This is a genomic window from Enterobacter sp. BIDMC 27 (assembly GCF_000534415.1).
GTDB lineage: Bacteria > Pseudomonadota > Gammaproteobacteria > Enterobacterales > Enterobacteriaceae > Enterobacter > Enterobacter hormaechei_C.
Window position 1 is genome coordinate 3,006,600 of record NZ_KI973178.1, and the last position, 15,721, is coordinate 3,022,320.

The following is a 15,721-nucleotide window of genomic DNA, read 5'->3' on the forward strand; positions in this document are numbered from 1 at the left end:
TCCTACAGCAACTGTTTGCTACGCAGGAAATCACGGGCGACCTGCTGCGGTGACTGATGGTCGATATCCACCTTCTTATTCAGTTCGGTGATAACGTCGTTATTGAGCTGGGCTGAAAGGGTGTTCAGCGCCTCCTCCAGCCCCGGATTAGCCTCCAGCGTGTCTTTTCGAACAACTGGCGTCACGGCGTAACTCGGGAAGAAGCCTTTATCATCTTCCAGCACTTTAAGATCGAAGCCCTTTACGCGCCCGTCGGTGGTGTAGATCAACCCCGCATCGACAAACCCGTCGCGCACCGCGTTATAGACCAGGCCCGGATCCATCTGGCGGATCTGCGGGCGGTCCAGCTCCATGTTGTAGGCCGCCTGCAACGGTTTCATCCCGTCGCTGCGCCCGGCAAATTCCAGGTCAAGGCCCAGCAGCCAGTTGTTATCCGGATCGGTTTTACGGATCTGCTCAATCTTTGCCACCATCTCAGACATGGTATTGATATGTTCAGCCTCGGCGCGCTTGCGCTGCATGGCAAAGGCATAGGTATTGTTCATATCGGCAGGTTTAAGCCACACCAGACCGTGCTTCGCATCGAGGCGTTTCACCGTCTCGTACGATTCCTGCGGCGACATGCGTTTGTTGATGTGGTTGAAGATGATCAGCGAGGTGCCGGTATACTCCCAGGTCATATCAATCTGCTTGTTGATCATCGCGTTACGGGAAATCACCGTTGCAATATTGGTCTGAGGCTGTACCTGAAACCCTTTCTTTTGCAGATACTGCACGGTCATGGCCGAGAGAATGTGCTGCTCGGTAAAGCTCTTGGTGGCCAGGATCAGCGGCGCGGCGAGCGCCTGGCTGGTGAAGAGCGCGGCGGCGCATAGCGCCGTCAGCCCGGAAAACAGTCTCATAGAAGCTCCTTGTTATAATTATCGCGCGAGATGCGGGCTCAGTAATCGGCCCAGTGCCGCCAGCAGCGTATCCAGAATCAGGGCGAACAGGGCGGTGGCCGCCGCGCCCAGGATCAGCGTCGGAAAATCATTCAGATAGATCCCCGGGAAAATCAGCTCGCCGTAGCTGCTGGCGCCAATCAGGAATGCCAGCGGTGCGGTACCGACGTTAATCGCAGTGGCAATGCGAATACCGGAAAGCATCACCGGCCACGCGTTAGGGATCTCAACCTGACGCAGGCGCTGCCATTTGGTCATGCCGATACCGTTTGCCGCTTCCAGCAACGACGCGGGAACAGAGCACAGCCCGGCATAGGTGTTACGCACAATCGGCAGCAGAGAGGCCAGAAAGAGGGCGATAATGGCCGGTTTATCACCGATGCCAATCACCACCATCGCCAGTGCCAGAACGGCCAGCGGCGGCAGGGTGTTGCCCACGTTAAAGATTTGCATCACATATTCGGCGATACCACGCGCGGCCGGACGGCTCAGCAGAATACCGCTTGGAATGCCCACCAGCAGGGCAAAGAACATGGATGAAAAGACCAGAATCAGGTGCTGTTGCCCGAGGTAAATCAGGTCAACCTGGCGCGCCTTAATCGTTTCCAGTCCTATTCCCCAGGTGAGGAGAGCGAGAACCACGATAATCGCGCCGACAAAAAGCAGCGAACGTTTAAGTAATGGGTGCATTGCGGTGTGTCTCCCTGTGCGCATGCGTTATAGCAACCACCGGTTGCCTGTTGTTATGCCATGTTTCGGCAGGGGTACTTCACCTATAGCAAGCGAAACGGAAGGGTTCCAGCGAAGGGGGTAAATCAGTAACCCTATGAAATTAGTGACAACCTGAGTGAAGCCTTATGGCATAAGGGCTGTCAGTGGGCAGGCAGAATAGTCTTAAAGAAGTACGCCTTACGTGACAACGTCACATAAAGCGTGCTGATTATGCCTGTCGACTGAGCGCGGCGCGCACCTTGCGTACGCGCCACGAGATGCGGACGATAGAGAAGGCGGCGACGATTACCAGCAACAGGCCCAGCGCCAGCATCGCGTGGAATCCAAACTCTCTGAACAGGATCAGCCCCGCGATCCCGCCGCTGATAAAGGAGAAAAGGGTAGTTAAATGGGTTTTGAGCTGACTCTTTTGCGCGGCCGTATCTTTGGAGTAATCCCGGCGCAGCATGGCGACCATAACGGAGGCCAGCGAAATGCCCGCATCGGTCAGCGTGCCGGTGATGTGCGTGGATCTCACCCGACCGCCGGATAGTTGAGTGGAGGTGGAATTATGAATTCCCATCAACCCGCACAGGAAAATAATAATCTCCTGATTCGTGGCGAAGGAGTGAAAATACATTTCGTACAGGGATACCCCGGCCAGTAATAGCCCTTCAACAAACAGAACCTGGCTGAATACCAGCCTTACGTTATGGATAATCCCCCAGATAACAATAATCCGCGCAGCGATGGCACCTGAGACAAACGAAAGAATAATGGCACCAAAGAAAAGAATATCGCTGAGATCGGTGGAGGAAACTTCGCTGGATAGCTGCGAGGTATTGCCCGTCATATGCGAGGGAAAAAAACCGAACGCGCCCAGCGCAATGGCATTCAGCAGTCCCGCGGAGGTCGCCAGCCAGAGGGCAAGACGACGATCCTCCTGATGCGTTCGTTCTTTCTTTAATTTAATCAGCAAAGAATACCTCCGGTTTGAGCTTTGCCTGAATGCTCAAGCTAACAAAGCGATGTCGCTGGCTGACCAGGATATTGCTTAATTATTATTTCTACGGGAGGTGAGCGAGGTTTTGTAATTAAATAAAACAACCCTGTTAATATAATGCCTTATTTCCGATGGCGCGACGTCGTAAAAGTCAGCACCCCTGCACTCAGGAGTAATATGCTGCTTAAAGCGAAGGTGCTCTGCCAGCCAAAGGTATCAAACACCACGCCACCCGCCGTTGAGCCAAGCGCAATGGAGAGTTGGATCACCGCGACCATTAGCCCGCCGCCAGCCTCGGCATCTTCCGGTAACGTACGGGCGATCCACGTCCACCAGCCCGTAGGGGCCGCAGTTGCCAGCATTCCCCAGAAACCTAACAGCAGGGCCACGATCCACAGGCTGTCCCCGGTGAGCATTAATACCCCTGCAATCAGTGCCATAAGCAGCGGTATGGCCATTAAGGTGAGGTAAAACGCGGCATTCAGGACCAGCGCGACGATCAGCGTGCCGATGAAACCTGCGATACCGATAGTGAGCAGGATCAGCGATAAGCCGGAAGGACTGACGTGGGTGACGGTTTCGAGGAAGGGGCGCACATAGGTAAATAACGCAAACTGTCCCATGAAGAACAGGCCGCACGCCATCAGACCCACCGAAACCGCAGGCCGGTGGAGCAGGCGAAATACGCTTTTACGTGGCGACGGCCGCTGGTTCCCGCCCATGTTGGGCAGGCTAAAATATTGCCAGATGAACGCCACAATCGCCACGGGAACCAGGCAAAGAAACGCGCCGCGCCAGCCAATGGTCGAGCCGAGATAACTGCCCAGCGGGGCGGCGACCACCGTCGCCAGCGCGTTGCCGCCGTTAAAAATCGCCAGCGCACGAGAGACCTGATGCTGAGGCACCAGCCGAATGGCGGTGGCAGCAGACATCGACCAGAAACCGCCGATGGCGATGCCGATCAGCGCCCGGCCTGCCATATACATCAAAGCGTTTGGGGCGAAGGCGATAATGATCCCTGACAGCGCCATCAGGACGGTCATGCCTGAAAGAAGATGTTTGCGATTCATATTCCCGGCAAGCCGGGAAAGAAAAAGGCTGGTCAGGACAGCCAGCGCACCAGAGAGGGCGATCCCCTGGCCAGCCGTCCCCTCTGTCACCCCTAAATCTCTGGCGAGGGGCGTGAGCAGACTGACGGGCATAAATTCCGAGGCAATGAGGACAAAAACGCACAGGGTCATGGCAAAAATACCGCCCCAGTGTGCACGCTCAGCATCACGGGATGAGGTTTGATTCAGTGTGGACATAGGTGTAATTCACGGAGAAGAGAAGATAAGCCCCGTGATTGCCGGGGCTAAGAGAATTAATTCAGACTGGTTTTGAAGAACTGCCCGAACTGCGCGAACGGGATTTTCCCTGCGACGTTATCGTAGAGATCAACGTGATTCGCACCGGGAACAATCACCAGTTCCTTCTGTTTGCTGCCGACAGCTTTAAACGCATCTTCCGCAAAATAACGTGAGTGCGCGTTTTCACCGGTCACAATCAGCGTTGGGATGGTGATCTCCCCGGCATAGCTCAGCAGCGGCATATTCATAAAGGACAACGGCATGGTCGCGGTCCATGCGCCGGTGGAGTTTACGGAACGGGCATGGAAGCCGCGCGGCATACGGTAGTAATCATAGAATTCTTTCAGTACCGGATGCGGATCGGCGGGCAATGCTTCCGGCAGAATACGCCCGGCCGCCGTTACCTTACCGTTTTCATCGACATAAATATCGTGGCCGCCATGGGCGAAGGTGCCGCTTTCAGCATCTTTCCAGCGTTGCGCGTTCAGATACTGCAACACGGCCCGGCGATCGGCCGCTGAATAACGATCTTTCCCGTCGGCCACGCCGTGACCCATCGCGCGGCTCATATCGTACATTACGCTGGTGGCGACCGCCTTCACGCGGGTATCCATGGATGCCGCGTTCAGCGCCATACCACCCCAGCCGCAGATCCCGAGAATGCCGATACGGTTACGGTCGACTTCTTTCTGTAATCCGAGGAAATCCACTGCGGCGCTAAAGTCTTCGGTGTTGATGTCAGGGGAGGCAACGTTACGCGGCTGGCCGCCGCTTTCACCCGTGTAGGATGGGTCGAAGGCCAGGGTCACGAACCCCTGTTCAGCCAGAGTCTGGGCGTAAAGACCACTGGATTGTTCTTTTACCGCACCGAACGGTCCACTGACGGCAATCGCCGCCAGCTTCTGGTCGCCGCTGTTCCTGGGAATGTACAGATCGCCGACCAGGGTGATCCCGTATCGGTTCTCGAACGTCACCTTGCGGTGGTCGACTTTATTGCTCTCGGCGAAGGTCTTATCCCAGGTTGTCACCATCGAAACGGGGGCGGCAGGATTTCGTGTTTCTGCATAACTCATTGTTGTCACTCCACTTAATGATGCGCATAGCAGCAGCGCAACGGACAGTTTTTGGGTGAATGTTTGCATAAGAGGTACCGTGTGTTGTTGTAATGCGGTCATTATAGTTAGCAGAAATAGTGCTGATTAGAGGCCAAAGGCTGCTAGGATTAATATCATATTGTTATGAATTGATGAGGCATGATGGCGAAGCGGGAAAACTACAATGAGCTGTATCTGTTTATCCAGGTGGTGCGGGAGGGAAGCTTCACGGCAGCCGCGCAACGGCTCGGGCTGGCACAATCCGGGATCAGTCGATCGGTTCGCGAGCTGGAAGAGCGGCTGGGCGTTCGGCTTCTGGTGCGTACAACGCGCAAACTGTCGCTGACCCACGCCGGGGAGCAACTTTACCAGACCGCTGGTTCAGCCTTTGATGCGCTCGATACCGGGCTGACCAGACTGGCGCATTACCGCCAGACGCCATCCGGCACGGTGCGTATTAATGCCAGCCAGCACGCCATCGAAAAATGCCTGCTGCCAAAGCTCGCTATCTTCAAACAGCGTTACCCGGATATCCGTCTGGAATTGATGAATGAGAGCCGGTTCGTGGATATCATTGCCGAGCGATTCGACGCGGGCGTCCGGCTTGGGCCGGAGGTGGGACAAGGAATGATTGCCGTGCGCATCACGCCCGATATGGAGATGGCTGTGGTTGCCGCTCCGGCGCATTTTCGGCGCTATGGTTTCCCGCAGACGCCCGCCGATCTGGATGCTCATCCCTGCATTGCCTACCAGTTTGCCGACGGTAACCACTATCAATGGGAGCTTGTTCAGGACGGGAAGCATGTTACTCACCGCCCGGAGGGGCAATGGGCCTTTTCCGACAGCTACATGGAGGCCGAAGCGGCCCGGCTGGGACTCGGGCTGGCCTATGTCCCGGTTGAGCTGGTGGCTGACGATCTGGAGCGTGGCACGCTTATACGCGTCTTACAGCGCTACAGCCTGCGGATGGACGGACTGTACCTCTATTATCCACACCGCAACGTGTCCCCGGCGCTGAGAGCGGTGATTGATACGCTGAAAATTTAGGGTGCCTCTACGCTACGGTCTATACAGCCCATATGTTTGTGATACGCTACTATTTTATATAGCGCAGCTCAACTAAGGCTATGAAATGACAAAAATAACGCCAGAATATACGGTAGTTGACTTATCACGTTGGGCAAGAAAGGAACACTTTGAAGTATTTCAGGGCTTTGCTCAATCTACATTTAACCAAACGGTTCAGCTGGACATTACCGTGCTGCTAAAGCATATCAAAGAGGTTGGCTGGAAATTTTATCCTGCGATTATTTCCCTTATTTCTCACGTCGTAAACCGGCATCCGGAATTCCGTATGGCCATGAAGGATGATGAGCTTGTAATATGGAATGAGGTTCATCCAAGCTATACCCTTTTCCATAAAGAAACGGAGACATTTTCATCGTTATGGAGTCATTACGATGGAAATATTCACCATTTTCAGCGCGTTTATGCAGAAGATGTTGCCCGCTATGGCAATATCCTTGCTTACTGGCCTAAAGAAGAGTCCCGGGAGAATATATTCTTCATATCGGATATTCCGTGGGTCAGTTTTAGCAGTTTTAACGTCAACGTCGCTAACATGCGGAATTTTTTTGCGCCCATGTTCACGTTTGGAAAATACTATAACCAGGATGGAAAGGTCTTGTTGCCTTTCGCCGTTCAGGTCCATCATTCTGTCTGTGACGGTTTCCATGTGGCCAGGCTGATCAACGAGTTACAAGAGTTGTGTGATAATTTACCGCACCATTCAGAGGCGCTCAACGTGTGATTCACGTGTTTTTAACATACGCCTGACGAGGGGATATAATGGAACCGAATTTTACGCCAGAACAGATTGAAATGATTAACCGCATTGTTTTCGAGCAGATCGAGAAGATGCATGAGAGAGTGGCTGAAATAATCGCAGATACAGAGACGGTGGCGCATCAGCGCCTGAAGGATAACGGGATCACTATGACAGATTTCTATCCTGCGAATAAAAATTTCCTGATGATGACCCTTGTACAGGATCTGATAGATAAAGTGCACGGGGGCGATAAGGACCTGGCCAAAACAATGATAACCATGGAAGCAAAAAGGCTGAATATCAGCGTAAACGTTGAGGCGGACAAATCAAGATAACAGGACGTATTTTCAGGGTTACGGTTGATGAATATAAGGTTCAGCCGACCTTAATAAAGCCGCGAGCCGTTTCCGGCCCGCGGCGGCAGGACAGGTGATGAGACGTTCTGACGATCAGGCGGCTTTGACGGCCCGGATTTTTTTGCTGCTGTCCGCATCTGATGCTGTTTTATCCGTTTCAGCATTGAGCTCGGGAAGCTTGCTGGTACGCAGGATATGCTGCACGGACTCTTTCTGCTCGGCGAGATAAAGACCTAGGTTCTCCGCCTGCGTTTCATCCATCTGCATTCCGCTTTGCAACAGCCAGTCGGTAAACGCTTCTGCCATATCGAGCAGCTTGTCGTGAGCGTCAGCCTCTTTCTTACTGGCAAATGTCATTTTTTCTTCACCTTTTCTTACGACAACAAATTTTGTTTCAACAGCCATTGTGCACCCCCCCGTATACTGTAATTATATACAGTATAGCAGTTGTGACGTTGTGTTGCAGCAAAAATGTGCGAGCCTGGCCTGCACAACGGGTGGACAAGCCAGGTGCTGTTATCGGTACAGCGTTTTTTCGGCAATCGGGATCAGCAAAGTGGACTGCCATTCCGCCAGCGTCAGCTGGGCAAGTTTACCCAGCGCGGTGTAGAACGGATGGGCCGCGTTTTCAACGAATACGCTCAGGAAACGCATGCTCCATGGCAGCAGATGCCAGGCAAGAAGCTGGTCGCGTTCTGTTTCGCGACCGTTCTCGGCAAGCCATGCCGCCAGCATCAGCAACGTTCCGAAATGATCTTCAGGCTCATTCTGCTGCATCTCAAAGGCGATATGGTTTTCACGCATCCACTGACGCAACGCGAGGGTCGAATCGCCAAACAGCACGGACTCGCGATCAAGCCAGACCGAGCCCCACGGGGGGGCGGGCAGGGCATACGGGCCAATAAACAGACGCTGCCAGGCGTCTTTCAACGCTTCATCCGATGGGGTCTTAAACATACTGGCGACAGGCAGCAGATTTCCCTCCGCCAGCGGCCAGTCCTGAACCCAGTCACCTGCGGTCAGGGCACTCACCAGAGGCGCGGTCTGCTCGCTGTCTGGAGCGAAATAAAACAGCGCGCCCAGTACCCGGGCGCTGAACGCGAACGATTCGCGGTGTGAGACGTCATTCATTACAACTTTCCTTACTTGCGCGCGGGTAGCCCCGCGCACCTGTGTTAACCTGCAATTGCTAACCCTGCGGTCATATGCAGACCATAAAATAGCCCACGGCCAATCAGTTCACCCAGCGCCACCAGCACGACACCTGCAAACAGGCCGAGCGTTTTTGGCTCCTGACGACGAATCAGCGGGCAGATCCAGCAGCCTAAACCCGCCGCCAGCAACGCGATGCGCCATACCTGAAGCGAACCATAATCCGGAAGCAGGGCGTTAGCCTGCTGGATGGAACTCTGTATTGTCCCCAGCGTATTGCTTTGCAACACGACGACCGCCACGCAGACGATAAGTGCCAGTGCGCTGACTGACGCAGCAAGAGTACTTTTGAATGTCACGTTTGCAACGCGCAGCAGCAGCGCGGCCAGCAGAGGACCAGCCAGAACCATCGTCAGGAAGAAGCTCAGCGTGGTGTAACCCGTATACCAGGTCGGGACAGTCTCAATCTGATAGACCCGGGTCATCGCCCAGACAAAAACGATGCCCAGGATCTGGCTGACAACCAGCCAGATTTTGCCCAAAGCTGGGGGCATTTTACCGATAACCGACACCAGCCACCAGAAACCGCCCACGGCAAAGAAGATCGAACCCGCCGCGATCTCATTACTCAGCGCTGACGCGCCCACGCGGTTAAGCGAGTTGAAGGCACGCAGCGGGGAGCCAAGATGCAGTACCGAGGCCATAAACCCAATACCCATTACCAGCCAGAGACAAAACAGGCTGCGCACGATACGCATTCTGGCCTTGTCATCATTTTCCTTAAGCCAGACGAAGCCCATCACGATTAACGCGCCGGCCACGCACTGCCCGAAAACGGTGAAGATCACCAGCGGCCATTCATGCCATCCACTTCCCATCTCACACCTCCTTCGGGTTTGCCAGGTAGCCAGTGGTGTCACCCGTCGGACGGCTGTTGGCGTTAGGTTTAATCACAATACTCGGCTTTGTGAAGTGCGCAGACGGCAGCGGCGCGACGGCAGCAAGCTGACCGTGTTTTTTGCGCAGCTCCTCAATCGGGCCAAAGTCCAGCGCGCGCAGCGGGCAGGATTCGACGCAGATGGGCTTTTTACCGTCCGCCACGCGGCTGTGGCAGCCGTCGCACTTGGTCATGTGGCCTTTGGCGGCATTGTACTGCGGCGCGCCGTACGGGCAGGCCATGTGGCAGTAGCGACAGCCGATGCAGACATCCTCGTCCACCACCACAAAACCGTCGTCGCGCTTGTGCATTGCCCCGCTCGGGCAGACCTTGGTGCAGGCCGGATCTTCGCAGTGGTTGCAGGCAATCGACAGGTAATAGGCGAAGACATTCTGATGCCAGACGCCGTTGTCCTCCTGCCAGTCGCCGCCTGCATATTCATAAATACGCCGGAAGCTGACGTCCGGGGTCAGGTCTTTGTAATCCTTGCAGGCCAGCTCGCAGGTTTTACACCCGGTGCAGCGGCTGGAATCAATAAAAAATCCATACTGGGTAGTCATCGGTTAATCCTTATGCCTTCTCGATCTGCACCAGGTTCGTGTGCTGCGGGTTGCCCTTCGCCAGCGGTGACGGGCGGTGCGTGGTCAGGGTATTGATGCAGGAGCCGTGATCGACACGATCGCCATTCATGTTGGCGTCATGCCAGGCGCCCTGGCCCATCGCGCTTACGCCGGGCATGATGCGCGGGGTGACTTTCGCGGCAATACGCACTTCGCCGCGGTCGTTGAAGACGCGCACCATATCCCCGTTTTTGATTCCACGTTGCTCCGCATCCACAAGGTTAAGCCACACCTCCTGGCGACAGGCGGCCTGGAGCACATCCACGTTGCCGTAGCTGGAGTGGGTACGGGCTTTAAAGTGGAAACCGAACAGTTGCAGCGGGAACTTGCTGCGCTCGGGCGCGTCCCAGCCTTCAAAGGTTGAGGTATAGACCGGCAGCGGGGTGATGGTTTCGTCTTTTTGCAGTTCCCAGGTTGCCGCAATATCCGCCAGCTTGCTGGAGTAGATCTCGATTTTGCCCGACGGGGTTTTCAGCGGATTGGCATCCGGATCGTCACGGAATTTTTTATAGGCCACAAAATGTCCGTTAGGATCTTTGCGCTTATAAATACCCATTTTTTTCAGCGCGTCGTAGGACGGCAGCAGCGGATCTTTGGCGACCATTTTGGCGTACAGGTAGCGCAGCCACTGCTCCTGCGTACGGCCTTCGGTGAATTTCTGATGGATATCCGGTCCGAGGCGTTTCGCCACTTCACTCATGATCCAGTAGATGGGCTTGCGCTCGAACTTCGGGGCGGTAACCGGCTGGAGGAAAATCAGGTATCCCATGTTTCCGGCGTAATCGTTGGGGATGATATCTTCCTGCTCGACGGTCATCAGATCCGGCAGAACAATATCGGCATACTTCGCGGACGAGGTCATGAAGTTATCGATGACGACGATCGTTTCGCACTTGCTCTCATCCTGCAAAATGTCGTGAGTTTTGTTGATATCGGAATGCTGGTTGATGATGGTATTACCCGCATAGTTCCAGATGAACTTGATCGGCACATCGAGCTTATCTTTGCCGCGTACGCCGTCGCGCAGGGCGGTCATCTCCGGTCCACGGGCAATGGCATCCGTCCAGCTGAAGCAGGAGATTTGCGTTTTCACCGGATTTTCCGGCAGCGGCATGCGTTCGATGGTGATGGTGTAGGTCGATTCGCGCGCGCCGCTGTTGCCGCCGTTAATGCCGACGTTGCCGGTCAGGATCGGCAGCATGGCGATGGCGCGGGACGTTTGCTCCCCGTTAGCCTGACGCTGTGGGCCCCAGCCCTGGCAAATGTAGGCCGGTTTCGCCGAACCGATTTCACGGGCCAGCTTAATGATGCGATCGGCAGAGATGCCCGTTATGCGAGACGCCCACTCAGGGGTTTTCGCGGTTTTGTCATCACCCTGGCCGAGAATATAGGCTTTGTAATGACCATTAGCCGGTGCGCCTTCCGGCAGGGTTTTTTCGTCATAACCCACGCAGTATTTATCGAGGAAAGGTTGATCGACCAGATTTTCATTAATCAGCACCCACGCAATACCTGCCACCAGCGCGGCATCGGTGCCCGGACGAATCGGGACCCACTCGTCTTCACGCCCTGCGGCAGTGTCGGTATAACGCGGATCGATAACGATCATCCGCGCGTTTGACCGTTCGCGCGCCTGCTCAAGGTAGTAAGTGATCCCGCCGCCGCTCATGCGCGTTTCCGCCGGATTATTGCCGAACATCACGACCAGTTTGGTGTTTTCGATATCCGATGTGCTGTTGCCGTCGTTGCTGCCGTAGGTGTAGGGCATTGCGCAGGCGATCTGCGCGGTGCTGTAGGTGCCTTAGTGGCTGAGGAAGCCGCCGTAGCAGTTCATCAGGCGCGCGACCAGCGAGGCATAAGGGGAGGAGCGGGTGATGTTGCCGCCTACAATTCCGGAGGAGTAGTTAATGTAGACCGCTTCGTTGCCGTATTTTTCGACCACGCTTTTCAGGCTCGCGGCGATGGTGTCCAGCGCTTCTTCCCAGGTGATACGCTCAAACTTGCCTTCTCCGCGTTTGCCCACGCGTTTCATCGGATAGTTCAGACGGTCTGGGTGATTAATGCGACGGCGAATTGAACGGCCTCGCAGGCAGGCGCGAACCTGATGGTTGCCGTAAATATCCTCGCCGGTATTATCCGTTTCAACCCAGTAGACTTCGTCATCGCGAACGTGCATCCGCAGGGCGCAGCGGCTACCGCAGTTCACCGAGCAGGCGCCCCAGACGACTTTGTCTTCTGCGGGCTGAATAGCGGTCTGCACAGCGGCGGCGGCGCTTTTCAGACCAAAAGGTAATGCGATCCCACCGGCGGCAAGCGCCAGAGATCCTATGGCAGTAGATTTAACCAGAGTTCGACGGCTTATACCGCCGTGATGTTCAACTTCGGACATAACTCACCCCATCATTGTTAATAATTATTTTCACCCGTGACTACAACCGGGCTAATGATGGGGGGAGTGTTACTTATTTAGAGGTATTAAATATTAATCCTCGTCAAATCAGGGGAATTGAATGGGAAAATCATTGCGGCTCAGCGGGCGCATTCTCCTGCGTACCTGCGCCGCTCACCGGGTAGTTGCCGCTACTGGTGCGGGTGTACAAAATTTTGAAAGTATCGTTGGCACAATGCCCAACGACCTGCGCATCCGGCTGATCGGCCTGATCGTTCGGGACGATGTTCAGGGTAAAGCCAGACTCCGGCACGCCGTTGTTGATAATCTTCTGCTGAATGTCGCTTTTCACGCGCTCGCAGGAATCCGGGGCCGCAAGAAGAGCGGGTGAAGCACTCATTAACAGCAGGGCGGTAATCCAGGGTAACCGTTTCATCTGTAGCTCCTTTTCACTGTGTGGACTATAAGCATAGCAGGGTTAGGGTAAGCTTTTGTTTTTGGGTCTGTCTTTCTGAATTGTCCTGGAGCCCTGCCTGCGTCATAAAATAAATTGCGAATAATGGTGCTGATTGTCTACCAGATAAGACGGCAGGGTGCGTTTTGATACCTCTTGCCTGACCAGTTTTCGGTCTCGTCCCCAGATATCTTCGGCGTTAGTGATAACCTTCATAATATGTTCCGGGTTATTGAATTCCGGCAGATCGTATTCGGTATGAGAAATGGTAGACATTTTTTCGGAAATTCTTTCTGGGGTCATTACCCAGGAGAAATGCCAGCCGCCATCTTTCACAACCTTATTATTGATTTTTAGCCAGTTCCATTTAAACCATGACCAGTTTTTATCTTTGCGCGCACGCTTCCAGTTTCGGAAAGATTCAGGTTCACCGTGGAAGAAATGCTTAAGGTTGTAATAGGACGTTGCGCGGGGCAAGGTACATTTTCTCGGCGTACCATCCGTGTTGTGAACCTGGAGATTAAACTGATAGTTGAACACGTTTTGATGAATAGTCGTGCAGAGCGCGCGCGGATTAATGGCCCTGACCGTGTCGGGAGAGAAGATTTCGTCAACGTCTGACACCAGAATCAGATCGTCGTCTGCCGCGTCTTTTAACCCGTTCATAATGGAGTTGCGAAGCGCTGCTTCATTTGCCCAGGCATCAACCTGGTTATTATCCGCACGGTTTAAAATAGGCTGCGCGTCAAAAGGCACGTAAATGATTTTGTCTTTGAATTTGGCAAACTTTGTAATATCGAAATGCAATTCTCTCGGTATGCCCGTAAAAGAGTGTGTTGCTTCTACAATGACAAAACGGTCAACGACATCAGCGAGAGTATGTAATCTGATGTCGAGCAACATATCTTCGTCATAGTATAAAAAACAGTCGTAAATCATGATGTTAACCCGAAAATTTAAGAATCTAATTTTATAATAGTGTGGAATCTTCCGCGCCCAAAGTAGCCACTTTGGCAGGTCTCGTCAATGCAAACGACGGATTTATACAGCGCAAAGAGTCAAATGAAGTGCTGTTATGTAAGTTGCTGTATTTGCTAATATGATTGTATCTCTCTTTGAACGGTAAATGATGTGAACAAATACGCAGCGATAACGCTACTGGCAACGGTACTGGTGGGATGCGACAACAACACCGCGCCGCTGTCATTTACGCCGGAGATGGCGAGTTTTTCGAACGAGTTTGACTTTGATCCTCTGCGCGGGCCGGTGAAGGATTTTACCCAGACGCTGTTCAACGATAAGGGTGAAGTCTCTAAACGTGTGACCGGCACGATGTCAACGGAAGGGTGTTTCGATACGCTTGAACTGCACGATCTCGACGCTAATACGGGCGTTGCGCTGGTGCTGGATGCTAACTACTACGTCGATGCGGAAACCCAGCAGCAGAAGGTAAAGTTGCAGGGAAAATGTCAGCTGGCGGAACTGCCGTCTGCCGGCCTGACGTGGGACACCGACGATAACGGGTTTGTGGTTGCCGCGCACAGCAAAGAGATGGAAGTGAAGTACCAGTATGACGCCGACGGCTACCCGCTGGGTAAAACTACAGTTTCCGGCGACAAGCGTTTATCGGTCAAGTCGGTGCCGTCGAAAGATCTGCGCAAGCGCATGGATTATACGGCGGTAAGCCTGTTGAACGATAAACCGATGGGCAATGTAAAGCAGAGCTGTGATTACGATCGCCACAATAACCCGGTGAGCTGTGAGCTGGTGATCACCGATGACAGCGTCAAACCTGCCGTTGAGCACAAGTACACCATCAAAAACAGCATTGAATATTATTGAGAATAAAACCGCGCAGGTTACTGCGCGGTGGGTTTAAGCAGGCTGGCGGAGGAGGACTTATGCCCGGCCAGATGCTGATGCTGGAAAATGCACATGCGGATGGTGTTACGGTATTCGCCGTTAATAAAGAACTCATGGATCAGTTCACCTTCCACCATAAAGCCCAGCTTACGGTAGATATGAATCGCTTTTTCGTTCTCTTTGTCGACGATAAGGTAAAGCTTGTAGAGATTCAGGACGTTAAACCCGTAATCCATCGCCAGCTTTGCCGCCCGCGACGCAAGACCTTTCCCCTGGTGCTCCGGTGAAATAATGATCTGAAATTCCGCTCGACGGTGAACGTGGTTGATCTCAACCAGTTCAACCAGCCCGGCTTTCTCACCTTCGCACTCCACCACAAACCGGCGTTCACTCTGATCGTGGATATGCTTGTCGTAGAGATCGGACAGCTCGACAAACGCCTCATAAGGCTCTTCAAACCAGTAACGCATCACGCTGGCATTGTTGTCGAGCTGGTGAACAAAGCGTAAATCTTCGCGCTCCAGCGGACGGAGCTTAACGTCACACGGCGTCGACATTACGGTGCTACCGTGCGGCCAGTGCGACGATCCAGACAGCGCAGGGTGTTAGGCTCCCAATAGGCGTTGACGTTGGCACTTTGCTGGCATTTGTCGCGGGCATCAAACGCGACGTCTTCTTTATCCCACTCTTTTTCCACACGCTTATTCACTTTCTGACGCAGGCTGCGGGTGTCATTCCATTGTTCTTTGTCCATGGCGGCGTTCTGACGGCTTTGCGCGCTGTCACCAGACTCAATGATGAGTTTGCTGGTTTCGGCTGATGCCGTTGCGGCGAAGGCGAACGATGACAGCGCCAGTACGGCTGTCAGACAAAGGCGTTTGCTTAATGTAGTCATAGCGTTTCCTTTAAACGGGTGCAGACAATCGGATTACCCCGTTTGATTCTACACCAATCCGAAAGGGTGTCATACCCGCGCGGCAGGTATGGGAACGATGTGAACATTATCGCGTATGATGTCTAAATC

Annotated in this window: 17 protein-coding genes and 1 pseudogene; 4 read left to right on the forward strand and 14 right to left on the reverse strand. The window is 53.8% G+C overall.

Annotated elements, in window-relative coordinates; genetic code table 11:
* Nucleotides 1-2: 2 nt before the first annotated feature.
* The 5 genes from osmX to L463_RS08410 form a co-directional block, all read right to left on the reverse strand.
* Nucleotides 3-902 (reverse strand): osmoprotectant ABC transporter substrate-binding protein OsmX, encoded by a 900-nt coding sequence (osmX, locus tag L463_RS08430; RefSeq protein WP_017694085.1) that lies wholly within the window; start codon nucleotides 900-902, stop codon nucleotides 3-5.
* Between the two features lie 18 nt (nucleotides 903-920).
* Nucleotides 921-1,631, reverse strand: coding sequence for an osmoprotectant ABC transporter permease OsmY (gene osmY, locus L463_RS08425; RefSeq protein WP_003857442.1), 711 nt, complete (start codon nucleotides 1,629-1,631; stop codon nucleotides 921-923).
* A gap of 250 nt (nucleotides 1,632-1,881) precedes the next feature.
* Nucleotides 1,882-2,631: a YoaK family protein gene (locus L463_RS08420; RefSeq protein ID WP_032104870.1), complete on the reverse strand. Its 750-nt coding sequence runs from the start codon at nucleotides 2,629-2,631 to the stop codon at nucleotides 1,882-1,884.
* A 146-nt stretch (nucleotides 2,632-2,777) separates the two neighbouring features.
* Nucleotides 2,778-3,962 carry an MFS transporter gene (locus L463_RS08415; RefSeq protein WP_032673206.1) on the reverse strand — a complete coding sequence of 395 codons (1,185 nt, stop codon included), beginning with the start codon at nucleotides 3,960-3,962 and terminating at the stop codon, nucleotides 2,778-2,780.
* 56 nt (nucleotides 3,963-4,018) lie between these two features.
* Nucleotides 4,019-5,146 carry an alpha/beta hydrolase gene (locus tag L463_RS08410; protein ID WP_032104927.1) on the reverse strand — a complete coding sequence of 376 codons (1,128 nt, stop codon included), beginning with the start codon at nucleotides 5,144-5,146 and terminating at the stop codon, nucleotides 4,019-4,021.
* 114 nt (nucleotides 5,147-5,260) lie between these two features.
* Between L463_RS08410 and L463_RS08405 the strand changes: the two genes are divergently transcribed.
* The 3 genes from L463_RS08405 (at nucleotide 5,261) to L463_RS08395 (ending at nucleotide 7,261) form a co-directional block, all read left to right on the forward strand.
* Nucleotides 5,261-6,145: a LysR family transcriptional regulator gene (locus L463_RS08405; protein ID WP_017384550.1), complete on the forward strand. Its 885-nt coding sequence runs from the start codon at nucleotides 5,261-5,263 to the stop codon at nucleotides 6,143-6,145.
* Nucleotides 6,146-6,230: 85 nt separating this feature from the next.
* The gene (gene catA / locus L463_RS08400; protein WP_032104928.1) at nucleotides 6,231-6,908 is read left to right on the forward strand and encodes a type A chloramphenicol O-acetyltransferase; all 678 of its coding nucleotides are present in this window, start codon (nucleotides 6,231-6,233) and stop codon (nucleotides 6,906-6,908) included.
* Nucleotides 6,909-6,946: 38 nt separating this feature from the next.
* Complete coding sequence (locus tag L463_RS08395; protein ID WP_032104930.1) at nucleotides 6,947-7,261, forward strand: hypothetical protein; 315 nt, start codon at nucleotides 6,947-6,949, stop codon at nucleotides 7,259-7,261.
* Between the two features lie 114 nt (nucleotides 7,262-7,375).
* Here L463_RS08395 and L463_RS08390 read toward each other — a convergent pair whose 3' ends face one another.
* The 7 genes and pseudogenes from L463_RS08390 to L463_RS08365 all read right to left on the reverse strand — a co-directional run bounded on the left by L463_RS08390 (nucleotide 7,376) and on the right by L463_RS08365 (nucleotide 13,773).
* Nucleotides 7,376-7,687, reverse strand: coding sequence for a YebG family protein (locus L463_RS08390; protein WP_017384548.1), 312 nt, complete (start codon nucleotides 7,685-7,687; stop codon nucleotides 7,376-7,378).
* Nucleotides 7,688-7,798: 111 nt separating this feature from the next.
* A complete protein-coding gene (dmsD, locus tag L463_RS08385; RefSeq protein WP_032104932.1) occupies nucleotides 7,799-8,413 on the reverse strand; it encodes a Tat proofreading chaperone DmsD in 615 nt (204 codons plus the stop codon).
* 44 nt (nucleotides 8,414-8,457) lie between these two features.
* Nucleotides 8,458-9,312 carry a dimethyl sulfoxide reductase anchor subunit family protein gene (locus tag L463_RS08380; RefSeq protein ID WP_032104933.1) on the reverse strand — a complete coding sequence of 285 codons (855 nt, stop codon included), beginning with the start codon at nucleotides 9,310-9,312 and terminating at the stop codon, nucleotides 8,458-8,460.
* 1 nt (nucleotide 9,313) lies between these two features.
* Nucleotides 9,314-9,931 carry a DMSO/selenate family reductase complex B subunit gene (locus L463_RS08375; RefSeq protein WP_017384545.1) on the reverse strand — a complete coding sequence of 206 codons (618 nt, stop codon included), beginning with the start codon at nucleotides 9,929-9,931 and terminating at the stop codon, nucleotides 9,314-9,316.
* 10 nt (nucleotides 9,932-9,941) lie between these two features.
* Nucleotides 9,942-12,380: pseudogene (gene ynfE / locus L463_RS0122815) on the reverse strand (selenate/tellurate reductase subunit YnfE).
* Between the two features lie 130 nt (nucleotides 12,381-12,510).
* Complete coding sequence (locus L463_RS08370) at nucleotides 12,511-12,816, reverse strand: DUF1161 domain-containing protein (protein ID WP_003857424.1); 306 nt, start codon at nucleotides 12,814-12,816, stop codon at nucleotides 12,511-12,513.
* Between the two features lie 102 nt (nucleotides 12,817-12,918).
* Complete coding sequence (locus L463_RS08365) at nucleotides 12,919-13,773, reverse strand: glycosyltransferase family 17 protein (protein ID WP_023296534.1); 855 nt, start codon at nucleotides 13,771-13,773, stop codon at nucleotides 12,919-12,921.
* Nucleotides 13,774-13,965: 192 nt separating this feature from the next.
* On the opposite strand from L463_RS08365, the gene L463_RS08360 reads away from it, so the two are divergent.
* On the forward strand, nucleotides 13,966-14,676 hold the full coding sequence (locus tag L463_RS08360) for a YnfC family lipoprotein (protein ID WP_017384542.1): 711 nt from the start codon (nucleotides 13,966-13,968) through the stop codon (nucleotides 14,674-14,676).
* A gap of 17 nt (nucleotides 14,677-14,693) precedes the next feature.
* Here the strand turns inward: L463_RS08360 and speG are convergent, their stop codons facing one another.
* Together speG and L463_RS08350 are read right to left on the reverse strand one after the other, a co-directional pair.
* Nucleotides 14,694-15,254 (reverse strand): spermidine N1-acetyltransferase, encoded by a 561-nt coding sequence (gene speG, locus L463_RS08355; protein ID WP_003857416.1) that lies wholly within the window; start codon nucleotides 15,252-15,254, stop codon nucleotides 14,694-14,696.
* Nucleotides 15,254-15,592: a DUF1283 family protein gene (locus L463_RS08350; RefSeq protein ID WP_006808856.1), complete on the reverse strand. Its 339-nt coding sequence runs from the start codon at nucleotides 15,590-15,592 to the stop codon at nucleotides 15,254-15,256. The genes speG and L463_RS08350 overlap by 1 nt, the downstream gene beginning before the upstream one ends.
* Between the last annotated feature and the right edge of the window lie 129 nt (nucleotides 15,593-15,721).